The sequence below is a fragment of the Streptomyces sp. NPDC051452 genome (assembly GCF_044454765.1).
Classification (GTDB): Bacteria; Actinomycetota; Actinomycetes; order Streptomycetales; family Streptomycetaceae; genus Streptomyces.
The window spans coordinates 1,262,533-1,277,885 of the sequence record NZ_JBITEB010000001.1 but is presented as its reverse complement, the minus strand read 5'-3'; the positions used below and the strand labels follow the sequence as shown (position 1 = coordinate 1,277,885).

Genomic DNA, 15,353 nt, shown 5'->3' with positions numbered 1-15,353 from the left:
AGAGACAGGACGCGGGATCTCTCCCGCATCCCGCCGGAACCATGCCTGACCAGCGAAAAGTCAACGATCACGTTCGGTTGAGATACGGCTTCTGAGCACTTCCTCGGCTCGTTGGACAAGGACGCTGAGGCGACGGCATATCTCTTCCGGTGCCGGGTCTGCGCAGCCCACCTCGCCTACACCGACTTCGCATAGGCCCTGCAGGCGGGTCGAACGGCGAACGGGTCGGCGGGGCGGCGTCGCCAGAGCGTCGTGGCGTCGGCTTCGTGGAGGATGCGGTTGTCTGCGAGGCGGGGCGGGCCCAAACGGGCCGAGGCACGGGTTGATCCAGCGGTGGCCGACGCGGGCGGTGGTTATAGAGGGGGCATGGGGCGCTCGAAATCCTGCCGCGGCAGGTCGTCGATTTCTGACGCATATCCCGTGAGGGCAGTGCTCAGAAAGGCGACGGATCGGTGTCGTCCCACTTCCAGCCGGTTCGAGGGAAGTGCTCCAACAGGGCGGACCCTCCGATGACAACGGCGCCGGGGAAGCGTTTCTGGAATTCACCGGCCTCGTTGATGCCGATGAGTTCGTCCAGCGCGTCGATCACGAGGAAGTCGTCCGCGGGAGCAACGAACTGGCGCAGGCTCCCTGTGCCACCCAGGAAGTCTCGGTAGTCCTGGGGGAACCGGACTCCGAAGTGACGCTCTACCTGCATGACCCGTTTGTCGTGCGCACTCATGAGGCAGTTCTATCAGGGGCAGAGCGAGTGATGTCGGCGGCCAAGAGCCGCCGATACCGCCCGTCAATCTCTCACCAACTGACGACCGCCGCCCGGCCCCTACGACTGGTTGAGCGCCGCGAAGCCCGTGCAGAGCAGGCGGATGCTCCGGATGAACTTCTCGTCGTGGCTCAGCCGGGGAATCAAGCCGCCCATGATGAGCGGGAATTGCTCGCACAGGTCGGCATGGAGGCCGGCGGTGACGCTCGGTGGCGCGGTCGGCTGGTTCTGTTCCTGGAGGACGAAGCCGGTGACGTGGCTGAGCAGTGTGTCGGCGGCGAGGCCGCAGTGCGCGGCGGGCAGTCCGCCATCCAGCAGGGTCCGCAGCAGGCGTTCCATCAGGGAGAGCGCACCGGTGCTGAGCATTCCGGGACTCTCGGCGAGGAGTTGGGCGCCCCCGGGGTGCTGTTTGATCTCCGTGCGCAGGGTGGTGACCTGGGCTTCGACGCGATCCTGCCAGGGGGCGTCGGGCGGAAGGACGGCCAGGACGTCGGTACACGCGTCGTAGGCACGGCGGCAGACCCGGTCGGCCATCAGGGCGAGCAGTTCCTCTTTGCCGCGTACGTGGTAGTAGAGGCTGCCGGCGTGGGCGTCGAGACGGTCGGCGACTTGGCGCATGGACAGGTGCTGGTAGCCGACCTCGGCGAAGACGGCCATGCCCGCGTCGACGATGCGCTCTTTGGTGAGCTTCATGTGTTCACCGTACAGCGTTTTCCAACACTGTTCGAAAGCTGTGTTAGTTTTACGCCGTCAGATTTTCGAACGGCGTTGGAAACGCTGGAACCGGGGGGTGGCGGACATGGGGGCGATCGTCTTCAACGTGACCACAGCTGCGCTGATGATCATGATGCTCAACTGCGGTCTGGGGGTGGTCGGCCAAAACACCTTGCGCGGGCGCCCGATCCCGTGGGCGGCTGTCACCCTGACCGCGATCGCCGTCGGTGGCGTCCTACTCCAGCTGGTCTGGTCCGGCGCCATGCACGCCCTGGACGCGGACCCCACCAGGTCCGGCTGGTGGCGTGAGTTCACCTCGGTGTTCATGCAGAACGGCGGCGTCTTCGGCACCCTGTGGAACCTCGTCACCCTCGCCATCGTCGCCACGCTCGCCCAGTGGTACTGGGGCGGCCCGCTGACCCTCGGCTTCTTCGTCGCCGGCATCGTGCTGCCCGGCCGGATCGACACCCTGCTCGGCTTCGCCGACGGTCCGAGCACCGACCCCCGGAACTTCGCCGGCAGCTCTGGCGCCACCTACTTCCTAGGCGCCACTCTCGCCCTGGCCTTCCTGACGCGCACCCGTCTCCCCAAAGAACTCGCCCTGGCGATCGGGGTTCCGGTGCTGGGCCTGGCGATGTGGCTCGCCCAGGACAACGGCCACGGCCTGGTCTCCGTCTACGGCTTCGCCCTCGGCGCAGCGGTCTGGGCGGCCCGCACCCGTTGGCGCGGCGGCAACACGAACTCGAACCGCTTGATCGAGCGCGCCCGGTGATCGAAGCCGGTCCGGGGTCAACACCGTAAGCTGCCGCCCCTTGGCCATGTCCCAGCTATCGGTACCCACAGGCTCGCGCCGGGGGGAACCGAGGGTTGGGACACCGCCTCCGCAACCTCGCCCCTGCCGGATGGACCGAGGAGCCGCAGACGGCCGCAGAGCCGTCTGACACAACTATTCGATCGCCCACCGGCGAAGGCAAACCGGCCGCATCGACACCCGGTACGGCACTTTTCCGGTTTTCCTCCCCCGCACGCGGCCGGGGCGCGGTTGGATGTCCTCATGACCTCCGCCGAGCACGCGCGGCTGATGCGCGCCAACCAGGCGAACTGGGACGCCCGCACTCCGGTCCACGTCACCAGCCGGTTCTACGGCCTGGACGAGGATCTGTGTCCGGAGCGCTGGTTCGCCGCGTTCGAGTGGGAGGACCTCGGCGAGTTGTCCGGCCGGGATGTACTCCACCTTCAGTGCCACCTCGGCACGGAGACGCTCGCCCTCGCCCGGCGTGGAGCCCGGGCGGTCGGCCTGGACTTCTCGGCGGCGTCCGTGACGGCCGCGCGGGACCTCGCCGCGAAGTCGGGCCTCGACGTCACCTACGTCCAGGCCAACGTGTACGACGCCGTGACGGCGCTCGAGGGCCGGCGGTTCGACGTCGTCTACACCGGCAAGGGCGCCCTGTGCTATCTGCCGGACCTCGATCGGTGGGCGGATGTCGTGGCTGAGCTTCTGCGGCCGGGCGGGCGGTTGTACGTCGTCGAGTTCCACCCGCTGCTCAACGCGCTCGGCCCGAAACCCGGTCCGGGCGAGGGACCGGAGTTGCTGCTGCGCCACGACTACCTGGGGGGCTCCGGTCCGGTGCACCGGGATGCCACCTACACCTACACCGACGGCCCGGCCGTCGAGAGCGCCACGGACAGTTACGAGTGGGCGCACGGGATAGGAGAGGTCGTGAACGCATTGACGGATGCGGGGATGCGCGTCCGGCGACTGCGGGAGAGCGACGAGCTTCCCTGGCCTCGCTGGCCGCGAATGGTCCGTACCGACTCTGGCTGGTGGCGGCTGCCTGAGCCGCGGATCCCCCTCTTGTACGGCCTGCTGGCCGTTCGTTGAGACTCCTCCCCCGGCAGCGATGCTGTGTGAACAGCACGCGTGCGCGCCCCCGTTCGGGCGCCGGTGCCGGTTCTTTCTCCGTCGGCCGAAATCGTCGCCATACTCATCGGCCTGCTCATGCTCGGCCTGATACTCCGTCAGTGGCGTTGATCCGAGGCCCTCTGCCCTCACCAGGCGACCACCGCAGGTCAGTGGTGATGGAACCCGCCGAATCCGCCATCGTGGTCCCCCGGCCCACCGTGATCGTGACCGTCGCCGCGGTCGTGACCGTCGCCGTGGTCGTGGTCGTGGTCGCCGCCTGGGCTTGGCGGGAGTTCGACGGTGTCGCAGTAGATCACCGGCCCCGGCGTCGTGAGCGAAGCGGGGACGTCGGGGCGGATGCCCTCGGTTTCGAGGACCAGCACCCGCAGCGGCCCACACCGTTCGGGCGGTAGCGGGATCTGGCCCGTGTAGAAGGGCGTGTGGGAGGACTCCGCGTCCACCGAGGTGAGTTGGGTGGTGGTGTCGTCGAGGGTCACCCAGCCGAGGTCGTCGTCGTCGACCAGACGGTTGCGGCGTTGCAGCGTGGCGGTGATGCGTGGCGGCAGGGAGCCGGTGGGGTCCCAGGACGGTCCGCTGACGCTGACAGTCAACGGGTCGCCGAGTGTGACCCGCAATTCGCGGTCGGGCAGGGTGCGCACCAGGTCGGCGAGGACGGTCTTGGAGATCTCGGCGCCGGGAACGGATTCCGGCTGGTAGCGGACGAGGGCGAGCCGCACGAAGGGAAGACACGCGTCCCCGGTGTCCAGATCCAGGTCACAGAACCAGCGGCCGGCCTTGTCCGGGTCATCGCCGGGCTTCGGAGCTGCCTTCTCGAACTGTGGGGTGAAGCCGACGACCAAGACGGGGAGGTCGATCGAGGGGGGATCGAGAGGGAGCGGCTCCGGGGTCCGGTGCACCGCGTTGGTGAACATCTCCGGGGTCGGGGACACGACCGGTGCGGAACGGTGGATGGGGTCGCGACCCATCAGGGTGACCCAGGCATCCCGTACGGACGTGGGGTCGCCTCCCGGCGGTTCGCCGAGAACCACACCGAGTAGTTCGCCGTCCCCGGAGGAATACCAGGGGCGGTCCAAGTAGACCCGGATCCCGCGACCGTGCCGACGGTGGACGATGACGCCGGGTGGTCCCTGGACCTCCTCCAGGGTGAGAGTGGGCACGCAGTACTGCAGTCGTGGCGCCGTGGGGCGTGCACTGCTCGGTACGGAGTGTTCCTGCGGCTGCCCCGCCACGGTCAGCACGTTCTTGCCCGGGCCGGCGAAGTCCGCCGGGAAGTAGTCGGCGAACTTGCTGCTGGCCAGCGGGTGGTAGCGCACTGCCCGGTGTCTGGTGTCGCCGAACTCGTGCTTACCGGGGTTGGGTGGGCTGGGGTGCTGGTGCTTGTCCGGGTGCACCACCGCATCCGCGGCGTCATCCTGCGCCTTCTTCTCCGCCGCCTCGGTGTTGAAGGTCAGGACGCCGGCCCGGAGGAGGGCGGGTTCGGCGCCCGGTTCGCCCGTCTGGCTCGCCGCCCACGCCGTCAGCAGGTCAAAGACCGGGGCGGTCATCTCGCGGGTGTCGCGGCCCTCGCGGCCGGCGTCCCGCACTTCGGTCCACTCGGCTATCAGGTCGACCCGGTCCGTACTGGCCTCGTCCAGCGCGATGGCCCCGGAGAGGTGTTCCGCGGTCGCTCCGAGGGGACGCAGGGCCGTCGGCTGTACGATGCTCAACACCGGCGTCTTCAGCGGCTGTTGGACCGCATGGACCAGTGTGAGTTCCTGCCAGGGGGTGAACATCCAGTGCTGACTGGCGGCTGCCAGTGCCAGCACGTCGTCGGTGAGTCGCGCTGCCGCCGCACGTTCCCCCTCACCCTCCCTCGCGAGCCTCGGTGCCGAGTCCGGCGGATTACGGCACCAGTCGGCCACGCCCATGATGTGCTCGTCGAAGTTGATCCTGGAACACACCCGGACGGTCGCCACGGCGCCCTTCGGCAGCGAGACGGTCACCACCCGGGCAGCCTCGTCGAAGTGCGGCGGCGCGGTGCCCTCGGCCAGCCGCAGCCTGAGGGAGCGCGGGCGGTGCCAGACGTCGCCGTCCCAGGGGACCGGGAAGGGCTGTCCCTCGGGCATACCCGGCAGGTCCAGGAAGACGGCGCCCGTGGACAACGGATCGGGGAGGTAGGGGAGTTCGATCTGCTGGCCCGTGTACAGCACACTGTTCGCCGGATTCTTGGGGTCCGCCGCCGGCGACTTGATCGTCGTCACTTCGACGTCCGGCTGGGACGGGTCGCTCAGCGAGCCGCTCTCCCGGACGGCCAGGTCGTAGACCGCGTTCTGTACGTTGGCGTCGGTGGATCCGATGGCCTCGTCCAGCAGCCCGTGCCACTCGATGCAGCGAAGCGACGCCTTCGGTGCCACCACATGGCGTTCGTCGGTTCCCCGGTAGGGGACGTGGGCTCCCGACGTGACCGGCGACGACCGGTTGAAGTCCTCGGCGTACTGTTCCGCCGTCATACCGGCTCCGGTGCCGGCCGCGGTAGCGGTTTCCGTGCCGGTGCTGGTGCCGTGGCTGCCGCAGTCGGCGACGGTGAAGCCGCTCTTGCGGCCGAGTGCGACGAGAGTCGTACAGCCGGGTTTGCCGTCGGCGCCGTCGCCCCTGAAGCCCTGGGCACGTTGCTCGTCGGCATAGGCGGCCCTGGTCTGGCCGTCGAAGACTCCGGTCGGACCGCCCGGGAGGGGATGTCCCTGGTCGATGAGGGCCTGCTGGACGATGCGTACCTCGTCATTGGTCATACCGGGTTGGACATTGGCCCGGTGGACGGTGACAACCGGCTTCGTCCCCGCAGTGGCCGGCGGCGGGCCGGATCCCGGGCTGCTGCGGATCACCAGCCGGAAGTCCGAGGCGCCTTCCCCGAACCGGAACCTGGCCACCACGGTGGGCGCCAGAACGGGCTCGAACCTCTGGAAGGTCAGCAGCCCCGCTTCGTCAGGGAGCAACAGGGCCTTCCGGTCCTCCAGCCTTTTGGCGGCCGCCCCGTCCCCGTCCGTTCCGTCGTCCGTCAGGTCGACCAGAGCGTCGGCCTCCGACTTGTCGAGCCCGTTGCCTGCCAGGTCGACGGTGCGCATGCGTACCCGGTATTCGGTGCCGAACCGCAGCCTGGGCAGCGTGCCGGCTCGCACATTCGGCGTGATTTCCAACGGCAGTTTCGTCTGCGCCTCGTTGTCGAGTGGCACCGGCTCGTTGGGGTGGCGGTCCTCGTCGAGCGAGCCCGAGCCCGCATCGGCGTCCAGCACCAGGCCCGGCCGGGGCGCGGACAGTGACCAGCCGTCCCAGGTGACCAGTTGCTCGGGCACGTAGAGGTGGTCGGGGTTCATCGTCTCAGGGGGTGGTCTCAGCAGGTGGGCCTGGAAGAAGCCCTCGTCGGAGGCCGTGAGCAGGAGAGGGCCGCCGCGCGACTGCCGGTATTCCACCTCGCGCTCGTGCAGCGAGAACCACCGACCCCGGGTCTTGTCCCAGATGTCCAGCCGGTGGCCGCGCACCAGGTTCTCGGCGAAGAGTTCGGGGGCGGGCACTTGGTCGGCCGAGGTGTGAGGGTCGGCCCCCGGATTCTGCGGGTCGGGTGTCGCACCTTGCGCCTTCTGCTGCTCGACCACCCGGGTGAACGCCGCGTCGTGCTCGGCTGCCCGGGCGAACTCCTGCTGGAGGCTCGTCACGCGATCGTCTCTGACCAACGCGATACCATGCGTCCGCACGGTGGCGAGCCCGGTGGCGTTCTCGGCGGGCCCGATCATTTTTCTTGCGGCGGCGTCGATGTCGGCCGGTTCGAGAGCGAAGTTCCCCTTCATTTTCACCAGGCCGCGGGCGGGTGGCGTCAGCGGGCCGTCGGTCGGTACCCCGGCCCGGGGGGCGAAGACGCGGTGGTCCGGAAGGAAGACATATCGCGTGCGAGGCGACACGTCGTGCGACGCCTCCTCCCCCAGTTCGGACTTCCAGTGGGGAATGACCTTCAGGAACAGCTGCCCAGACGAGACGGGGAGCAGATCGGCCGGAAGGTGGAAGTCCAGAACGAGTCCGAGGTGCCGCAGCAGGGTGGGGTGATCGCCGAGCCAGGTGAGCATCTCGTGGAAGTCGGGGTCGTACTTCGGGGGTCGTGATGGTGGCGTCGGTTCTTCGCCGGTGAGGGTAGGTGGCCGCGGCGGCATGACGAGCGTGTGGAAGTCGTACAGGCGCCGGAGCTCCGAAGGCATCGGTGGAACCTCGCCCGCCGCGATGCCGCCGACCGCCGTGTGCGCGTCCCCTGGGCCAACGTCGCCGGGACCCGCGGTGTCCCCGGACCCGTCGCTCGGGGCACCGCCATCCGTCGAACCACTCTCAGGGGAGACGCCGTTGGCTGCCCCGCTGTCCGTAGGGCCGTCGCTCGGTGGCATCACCAGGTGCCTGGTGGGGGGTGGCGCCGCCTCGGGTGACTTCATGGCCGCTTGGGCGTATGTGCTCTTGACGAAGGTGCCGACTTCCTTGGTGGAGTAGGACTGGCAGACCCGATCCGTATGCCTTTCGAAGGTGTAGGGATCGAGCGGTGTGCCGGCACCGAACAGGGCCTGCCACAAGTGCACGTCGGGCAGCGGGTCCTGCGGCTTCAGCCCGGTGACGAAGGGCGTCGAGGGAGCGGGCGTGGTGTCGGGTTCCTCGTCCACCTCGATGGATGTGGAGGGCTCGACGGTGCCCTCGCCGGCGGCGAAATCAAAAGTGGCGAGTGCGATCTTTTCGGGCCAGCGGAGGAAATCGGGGAAGTGCGGGTCCAGCGTGAGGCGTTTCCTCGGGTCGGGCGGCTCGGGCGGGGCAGGCCCCAGCAGCCGCGGCGCGATGAACACCGACACCTTGACCTGCGTACCGTCGGCCGTCAGCCCGGCGGGGAGAACGGTCCAGCTGATCTGCTGTTCGAAGTCCATGGTGGTCTCCACGCGGCTCACTCAGGCGCCGAACGCCGCGCAGTACTTCGGCCAGTCATGCTGCTTCGAGAAGCACTGCCCGAAGGTCGGGTCGATCGGCGCGCCGGCGAAGGTCCGCTCCAGTTCGAGCGAGACGGACTTGCTGAAGAAGGCGATCCGTACGCTGACCGTGAGGGTGCCCCTGCCACGGACCGTCGACTGCTTGCCCTTCTTCTCGTAGGTGAGCTCCAGATAGAATTCGACGGACACCGTGACGATGCCCAGCACCGTCAGGAAGCCGTTGCACCGCAGGTAACCGGTCAGTTTGACCTCGTCCTTGGCGACTCCCTTGACGAGCGTGAAGCCGATGCCCGCCATGATGGAGACCCCGCCGCTCGCGACCCCGAGGTCCAGCGCCGCGGCGCCGCCGAACTCGATGGAACCGTGGACCTCCTGCACGCCACTGGCGTCGACCAGCAGGGAGAAGTAGCCGCCTCCGCCGAACAGGGCAACAGTGAGGTTGAAGGGATGCTTCTGGTCGCAGACCGCGAAACGGAAGGAGACCGGATTGCCGTCGAAGGGGATCGCCAGCTCGGCCGACAGGGAGAGGTTGGCCAGGTTGAAGACGCCGAGGGCGAGGGTGGGAACGGCGAGTGTGTATCCGGCACGAATGCCGGTGGTCTGGACGTCGATGAACGCGCCGGCGCCGAAGACATCAGCGGGCAGGGCGCTGCGGAGGGTGTTGACGAACTCCATGGCACCCCGGAATTTCAGCTCCACACCGGAGGCCGTCACGTCGGGCTTTCGGCCCGGACCGGTCTTGAATTTCAGCTCCCCGAACTCCACTCGGGCCATGCCCAGGAAGTCCAGCGCGAAGTGGCTCAGGCTGCCCTGCACCGTTGACTTGTCGACGGCGTCCATCGAACGGACGGTACGGGCCTCCAGGATCAGCGACGCCTTGGACACGTCGATCAGGGGGACCGCAGGCGGGGCCAACGCCGGCTTCCACACGTACCGCAGTTCCTTGCCCTGTCCGTCGGCCAGGTCGCGCATACGCAGCACGGGCGCGGGCAGCAGACCTTTCGCATCCGCGAGTATGTTCTCGATCTGCTTGTCGGTCAGCTGCCGCAGTGCGCCGAGTTGGTCCTTGGCAAGGTCCTTCAGGTCCTTCAGGTACTGGCTGAGGTCGATGCCGAGCAGCTGTGCCCCGCCGAAAGCTTTCCTGATGGTATCGATGTCGTTCGCACCCACCGCTCCTGTGGTGGGGTCCGTCTTGAAGATGTCGGGGATAACGCCCGCCTGGCTGGTGATCGTCGCCACCGCGACATTTGGGCTGGAGAGTCCCCCCGCCTGTGCCGCGCCGAAGACGAGCTTGAGCGGGTGCGCCAGATCCAGATACGCCCCTGCCGGATGCCCGTCCATGGTCTGCCGTAGAAACGTGTCGTTGAACTTGACCTCGAGCTTGCCGGCGTTCGGGGTGAACTGCTCCACGGCGGGGACGCTGACCTCAGCGGCCGCAACACAGGGTTGGCCCACTACCGGTGCGCCGTTCGACCCGAGCCGGAAGGTCAGGGTGCCGACCGCGTGACTGGTGCTGCCGGGAGCGCCGGACGGGGGCTGCGCCATCGCCATTACCTGGCCGTGAAGCTCCCGCTTCTGGCGCTGCTCCATCTTGTCGGGCTCGGTCTGCGGATCGTAGAGGTCATGCAACTGCTTCTGCTCATCGGTCAGTCCGTCGGGAACGAACACCAACGGCATGGTGAAGCTCACCTTGCGGGCCTCGGAATCCGTGCCGATCAGGGTGAATTCATGGTCCTTTCCGGATTCTTTGAGACGCACCCAGAAGGCCGCGAGTTCCGGCTTATCCTGTTCGGGAGGCGGCGGGGGGTCGTGAGGAGGTGTAGGCGGAATGATCGGCGGAGTGACGCGGTCGGTGATGCGCAGCACCTGGAACGGCATCTCGCGTCCCGCGTGCTGGAAGCCGTTGGCCGCTCCGTACGTCATCTCCGGCTGCTTGACGACGATGCGGTCCTCCCGCTGTAGGTAGGCGACGATTCCGTCGTCCGGACGCGCGATGAAGAGTCGCTTGTACTCCTGCATGTGCAGGGCCTCATGGCCTGTGGACAAGCGGCCGTGGTGGACGATGCGGACGTACTGGTCACGCCCCAGCCCTGTGATGTGGTCGTAGGCCACCAGAGCCGGGGCACGCCGATCGACCTCCTTGTAGCGGGCGAGGGCAGGATCCGACAACGGATCCCAAGCACCGTGCAGATGGGCCGAGGTGCCCATGGGCGTGATGAGGAACTGCTCCGCGCGCAAGGGATCACTGTGGACCTCGAGCGGCCCACCTATTCCTGGCAATGGGATGCGACTGGTGAGGGTCACGAGGTCCTGCAGGACAGGCGCTATGTACGGAGCACCGGGTGGCAGCGTCCCGCCGTTCGTGACCGTCGCGAAGGCCCGCAGCCTCACGCTGCCGTCAGATGCACCGAGCCCGGCGCCGTCCGGTGCAGGGTGCAGCCGGACATGCCACAACGCGGTGCGGCCGTCTGCTTGTTGGGGTTGCGGGCCGCCCAACCAGTCCACGGGCTCGTCGTAGCTGATCAACAGCCGGGTGGGGAACTCGATGACGCTTCTGGGGATGCCCTGGAAGACCGTCGTCCCCGGCGTGTCCGGGATTTGTTGACCATCGGGCACCCTGAGCGGCACCAAGCGCTCCCAGTCGAGCAACCCGTCCAACGACAGCTCCAGTTCCTTGATGTCGTCCGGCACCGAGAAGGCCAGCCGGGTGGAGCCGGCGGTGACTGCCTGCATGGGAGCAGTGACCTTGCTCAGATCGTCGGGTACCTCTTCCACCACATGCTGTGGCGGCAGGCCGACGAGGATGAAGGCGTTCAGTGCGTCGGGGGCTCGCACGAGACGGTGGCGAGCGCCGTCGAAGTGCAGGCCCATCAGTGCGATGTCGACGACAAGCATGTCCGCCGGCCGCACCACCCGGAACGGCCCCTCGGCGACGTCCACCTCGTGCGGCGGCGGGGGTGCCGCGGGCCCACCCCCAGGCTCGGGATCAGGACGGGTGTCGGGATGCGGCTCAGGATCAGGGTGTGGATCAGGACCGTGCGGGGGGCCGGGGTGCGGGTCGCGCCGCGGACCGAACCCGCCGCGTCGGCCGCCGCCACCCCCACCGAACCCGCCGCCCCCGAACTCACCACCACCGTGATGGTTGCGCAGCTCCTCCCCCAGCCTGAGGGACACAGGACGGCGGGAACGGAATGACATGGGGAACGCCTCACCCGGCTCATGGGAAGGTGAAGAAGAAGGCGTGCGTGCGGTGAGGCGCTGCGACGGCGCCTTCACCTCTCTTCCACGCTCTCCTCCATGCTCACTCCGGTGGCGGACGCCCGCCACCGGGGAGCGACAGCCGTCGACGCGACGACACCCGGCCCTGACCGCCGTCGCCTCTCCTCGACGACCGGGCCGGACAGCTCCGTCGCCGCATCGGCGAGAGTGGCCGGGTACGCGTCCCCGGTCAGCGGCGATGTCTCGCCCGGGACCTCGTCGGCCGCCAGGACCGGGTGTGACAGGCGCCGTTGAGACGGGCAGGTGGCGGCCTCCTGACGACCGTGAAGAGCCCGAAGACGTGCCCCGCGACCGCGGTGGGACCTCTTCCGAGGCGGCATCGGCTCCCTTGATGCCCGTGGGTTCCCGGTACCGGCGCACGCCCGACGGCGTCCCGGCCCGACTGCGGCCTGTCCAACCACGGCGATGCCCCGTCGAGTTGCCGGCGAGCGCGGTGGACGGCGATCGGGTGCAGGGCCGCCCCCAGGGGTCTAGCGTGGAAAGGGAGGCGCAGTGCCGCCCCTGATTCGGACGACGGCCCGGACCACCCTGCACCCCTCCCTCAGCCGGATCGCCATGTCCTCCAGCGTCCGCATCGCCGGCGCACTGTCCACGCCGGACGCCGGACGCCGACCCGAGCCTACGTAGTCACCGCGGGTGCGCCGCCCCAACCGCTCTTCCCCGCACCGTTCGATCGTGGCTGGACGGCGCGCTGCTCGGCCAACAGGCCTTCAATGACTTCGAGTACGTCTTCCAGGGCGGCAACTACCAGCGGATCAAGCTGGTCGGACTGCAGCCGGACGGCGACCCCGCCTCGGCTGGCTATCCGAAGCCGATCGGCCCGAACTGCCACACCAGCGGCGACTTCACCCACGACCTGGGCGGCGAGATCACCGGCCTGCGGGCCTTCGGCGCCAAGGCGTACCTGTGCCGGACCGTCACCACCATGGTGAACCGGGACGGCCGACGGACCTCGAGCGGTGGCTTCGTCGTGAGTGCGCCGGTCTACCGCCGCTATGACTTCGACGGCGGGTCGTCGACACGCGTGAGAACCGGTCCGGCTGGAGGTAGCCCCAGCGGTCGCGACGGCATGGATGGTCAGGTGACGATGCAAGCACTGATCCGCAGGAACAGCACGTGCCGGCCGGCCTGCCGAAGTGGTGGGCCAGGATGGTCAACGGCAAAGGGCGCAGCGCAAGCTACGGGCTACGGGCTACGGGCTACGGCGACCACGGACAAGCATCCACCCGTGTCCTCGTCGACCTGCTCACTGGTGGTCGGCGTGGGAATGACACGGATCTTCGCCAATCATGCCCGCGACGAGCAAGCACCCCCCGTCAGCGTCGACGACCAGGTCACCGCACCTGCACCAGCGACACCCAAGCGACGACATTCAACCGACACTCCCATCCGCAGTGATCACGGTCCGGGTTCGGATCGGGAGTGGGATGATGGGGGGTATTACAGCGTGAGGAGAAGCCACTGTGTTGGCTCCGGTGTCGGGTGTGCGGCGCGGTGAGGACCGGGAGGGCTGGGCTGTGCTGGTACTGGCCGGTGAAGTGGACCTCGCGCTGTCCCCTGCCCTACGTGAAGGCGTGAACGTGTTGATCGGTGAGGGCCGGGCGCGGATCGTGGTGGATCTGGAGCACGTGACGTTCATGGACTCCACCGGGCTGGGAGTGCTGGTGTACGCGTTCCGGCGTACGAGCGCGCTGGCGGGACGTCTGCGGCTGGCCCATCCCGGCGAGCAGGTGTGCCGGCTGCTGGAGCTGACGGGGCTGGACTCCGCCCTCGAGGTGTTCGCCGACACCGCTGCGGCCTGCCATGAGCCGGTCCTCTGACATGGTCTTCCAGGATCCCGCCAGAGCGGGACAGGAAGGCAGGATGCCGGGCGTGGGCAGTCAGCCGCAGACCGATGCCGCGGTTGCCGATGCGGGGCCGGTGCTGCCGGCCATGCAACTGGAGGCGGCGGGCGCCGGGGTGTACGCGGTGGACGCCACCGGGACCGTGATCGCCTGCAACCGGTGGGCGGAGCGGATGCTGGGCTACGCGCCCGGCGCGCTGATCGGCGTCGACGCACACCGCACCCTTCATCCCCCAGCGGAAAAGGGCAGGGCCGCCCAGCAGCCGATCCTGGCCGATGTCGCGCGTGGCAGGCTGGTCAGCGGGGACCGGGCGGTACTGCTGCGAGCTGACGGCAGCACGTTGCAGGTGTGGTGGAGCGCCGCGCCGCTGCCGGCGCTCGAAGAGGACAGTGTGGGCGCGGTGGTCGTCTTCCACGACGCGACCGCCGACCGCGAGCGGGCCGGACGCCGCGCGCGCCGCTACGCGCACAGCGAGGCGCTGCGCGAGAGGGCCGAGTACGATCTGGCCGAGGTCACCTGGCTGAGCGAGCTGACGCTGGCCATGGTCAGCACCCTGGACGCGGACCGTGCGCTGGACCGCCTGGTACGGCTGCTGGGCCTTGACCCCGAGTCCTGGACACGGGTTATGCGGCTTGGGCCAGCGTAGTTGATGTTGCTGTGACTGCCGTCTCGTAGGCGATGGGGCTGCGGTGTCCGAGGCGGGAGTGTCGGCGTCGGGTGTTGTAGCGGTGGAGCCATCGGAAGGCGTCGAGGCGGGCCTCGCGCTCGCTGGACCATGCCTTCCTGTCTTGGAGCGTTTCGCGTTTGAAGGTTGCGTTGAAGGACTCCGCGAGCGCGTTGTCCGCGCTGGACCCGATCGCGCCCATGCTCTGGATCACCCCTGCTGACCTGCAGGCTTCGGCGAATTTCCGGCTCTTGTATTGCGAGCCGTGATCGGTGTGCATGATCGCGCCGGTCAGGCTGCCGCGGGTGCGCTGGGCGGCGGCGAGCGCATCGGTGACGAGTTCGGTCCGCATGTGATCGGCGATCGCCCAGCCGGCCAGGCGCCGTGAGGCGAGGTCGATGACGGTGGCCAGGTAGAGGAACTTCCCGCCGTCCAGGGGGAGATAGGTGATGTCACCGACGTACTTGCTGTTCAAGGCGTCGGCACTGAAGTTACGTCCGAGCAGGTCGGGGGCCTTCGCCGCGGCCGGGTCCGCGATCGTGGTGCGGTGCCTGCGACGGAGCCGTACTCCTGCGAGATTGATGCTCCGCATGACGCGGGCGACCCGCTTGTGGTTGACCGGCTCGCCGTCGTCGCGGAGCTCGGCGGTGATCCTGGGGACGCCGTAGGTGCCGTCCGATTCGAGGTGCACGGCCCGTATCCGGGCTGCGAGCCGGGCGTCGGCCGCCCGGCGGGCGGCTCGGTCGGGGGCTGTCCCGCGCCAGTAGTAGAAGCTGGAGCGTGCGATCTCCAACAGTCGGCACAACCGCTTGACGCCGTACCGGCGCTGGTGGTCCTCAACGAACTGGAAGCGGTTCACCAGCGCGTCTCCCCGGCGAAATACTTCGCCGCTTTCCGCAGGATCTCGCGTTCCTCCTCGAGCTCGCGGATCTTCTTGCGCAGCGCGGCGTTCTCCTCCTCCAGCGGCGCTGTCGACCCGGCCGGTGCGTCCGTTTGGTGTCCGCGGGGCCGGCTCGCGCCGGCGGCCCGGATCCAGTTGCGCAGGGTCTCGGGGTTGATCCCCAGATCGGCAGCGATCTGTTTGATCGTCGCTGCGGGCCGCGACCGGTACAGCGCGACCGCGTCCGCCTTGAAATCCGGCGGATAGTTCTTCATGACCACGAGATGTCCGTCCTCAGATCCT

The 15,353-nt window shown here is 68.5% G+C and carries 10 protein-coding genes and 1 pseudogene; 6 read left to right on the top strand and 5 right to left on the bottom strand.

Annotated elements, in window-relative coordinates; translation table 11 throughout:
- Positions 1-99: 99 nt before the first annotated feature.
- A pseudogene (locus ACIBA9_RS05410) lies at positions 100-195 on the top strand (hypothetical protein); the annotation flags it as partial.
- A 238-nt stretch (positions 196-433) separates the two neighbouring features.
- On the opposite strand, the gene ACIBA9_RS05405 reads toward ACIBA9_RS05410, so the two are convergent.
- Both ACIBA9_RS05405 and ACIBA9_RS05400 read right to left on the bottom strand, forming a co-directional pair.
- Positions 434-721: an SMI1/KNR4 family protein gene (locus tag ACIBA9_RS05405; RefSeq protein ID WP_399359971.1), complete on the bottom strand. Its 288-nt coding sequence runs from the start codon at positions 719-721 to the stop codon at positions 434-436.
- A 99-nt stretch (positions 722-820) separates the two neighbouring features.
- Complete coding sequence (locus tag ACIBA9_RS05400; protein WP_399359970.1) at positions 821-1,453, bottom strand: TetR/AcrR family transcriptional regulator; 633 nt, start codon at positions 1,451-1,453, stop codon at positions 821-823.
- A 106-nt stretch (positions 1,454-1,559) separates the two neighbouring features.
- Between ACIBA9_RS05400 and ACIBA9_RS05395 the strand changes: the two genes are divergently transcribed.
- Both ACIBA9_RS05395 and ACIBA9_RS05390 read left to right on the top strand, forming a co-directional pair.
- A complete protein-coding gene (locus ACIBA9_RS05395; RefSeq protein ID WP_399359969.1) occupies positions 1,560-2,246 on the top strand; it encodes a hypothetical protein in 687 nt (228 codons plus the stop codon).
- 282 nt (positions 2,247-2,528) lie between these two features.
- Entirely contained in the window at positions 2,529-3,356 is an 828-nt protein-coding gene (locus ACIBA9_RS05390; RefSeq protein WP_399359968.1) for a class I SAM-dependent methyltransferase, read from the top strand.
- A gap of 188 nt (positions 3,357-3,544) precedes the next feature.
- Here ACIBA9_RS05390 and ACIBA9_RS05385 read toward each other — a convergent pair whose 3' ends face one another.
- On the bottom strand, positions 3,545-8,323 hold the full coding sequence (locus ACIBA9_RS05385; RefSeq protein WP_399359967.1) for a peptidoglycan-binding protein: 4,779 nt from the start codon (positions 8,321-8,323) through the stop codon (positions 3,545-3,547).
- Between the two features lie 21 nt (positions 8,324-8,344).
- Complete coding sequence (locus ACIBA9_RS05380) at positions 8,345-11,323, bottom strand: hypothetical protein (protein WP_399359966.1); 2,979 nt, start codon at positions 11,321-11,323, stop codon at positions 8,345-8,347.
- Positions 11,324-12,154: 831 nt separating this feature from the next.
- On the opposite strand from ACIBA9_RS05380, the gene ACIBA9_RS05375 reads away from it, so the two are divergent.
- The 3 genes from ACIBA9_RS05375 (at position 12,155) to ACIBA9_RS05365 (ending at position 14,152) form a co-directional block, all read left to right on the top strand.
- Positions 12,155-12,289 carry a hypothetical protein gene (locus tag ACIBA9_RS05375; RefSeq protein ID WP_399359965.1) on the top strand — a complete coding sequence of 45 codons (135 nt, stop codon included), beginning with the start codon at positions 12,155-12,157 and terminating at the stop codon, positions 12,287-12,289.
- An 836-nt stretch (positions 12,290-13,125) separates the two neighbouring features.
- The gene (locus ACIBA9_RS05370) at positions 13,126-13,482 is read left to right on the top strand and encodes an STAS domain-containing protein (RefSeq protein WP_362163999.1); all 357 of its coding nucleotides are present in this window, start codon (positions 13,126-13,128) and stop codon (positions 13,480-13,482) included.
- Positions 13,483-13,534: 52 nt separating this feature from the next.
- Entirely contained in the window at positions 13,535-14,152 is a 618-nt protein-coding gene (locus ACIBA9_RS05365; protein WP_399359964.1) for a PAS domain S-box protein, read from the top strand.
- On the opposite strand, the gene ACIBA9_RS05360 is transcribed toward ACIBA9_RS05365, so the two are convergent.
- Positions 14,130-15,331, bottom strand: a protein-coding gene (locus ACIBA9_RS05360; protein WP_399359963.1) for an IS3 family transposase whose coding sequence is annotated in 2 segments (ribosomal slippage) — positions 14,130-15,040 and positions 15,040-15,331 — 1,203 coding nt in all. Because the reading frame shifts where the segments join, the coding sequence is not laid out codon by codon here. The genes ACIBA9_RS05365 and ACIBA9_RS05360 overlap by 23 nt on opposite strands.
- Positions 15,332-15,353: the final 22 nt, after the last annotated feature.

Bases quoted from the DNA above. Each gene is read 5' to 3' on its own strand.
- ACIBA9_RS05400 (WP_399359970.1), bottom strand. From the start codon at position 1,453: ATGAAGCTCACCAAAGAGCGCATCGTCGACGCGGGCATGGCCGTCTTC.
- ACIBA9_RS05405 (WP_399359971.1), bottom strand. From the start codon at position 721: ATGAGTGCGCACGACAAACGGGTCATGCAGGTAGAGCGTCACTTCGGA.
- ACIBA9_RS05385 (WP_399359967.1), bottom strand. From the start codon at position 8,323: ATGGACTTCGAACAGCAGATCAGCTGGACCGTTCTCCCCGCCGGGCTG.
- ACIBA9_RS05395 (WP_399359969.1), top strand. From the start codon at position 1,560: ATGGGGGCGATCGTCTTCAACGTGACCACAGCTGCGCTGATGATCATG.
- ACIBA9_RS05390 (WP_399359968.1), top strand. From the start codon at position 2,529: ATGACCTCCGCCGAGCACGCGCGGCTGATGCGCGCCAACCAGGCGAAC.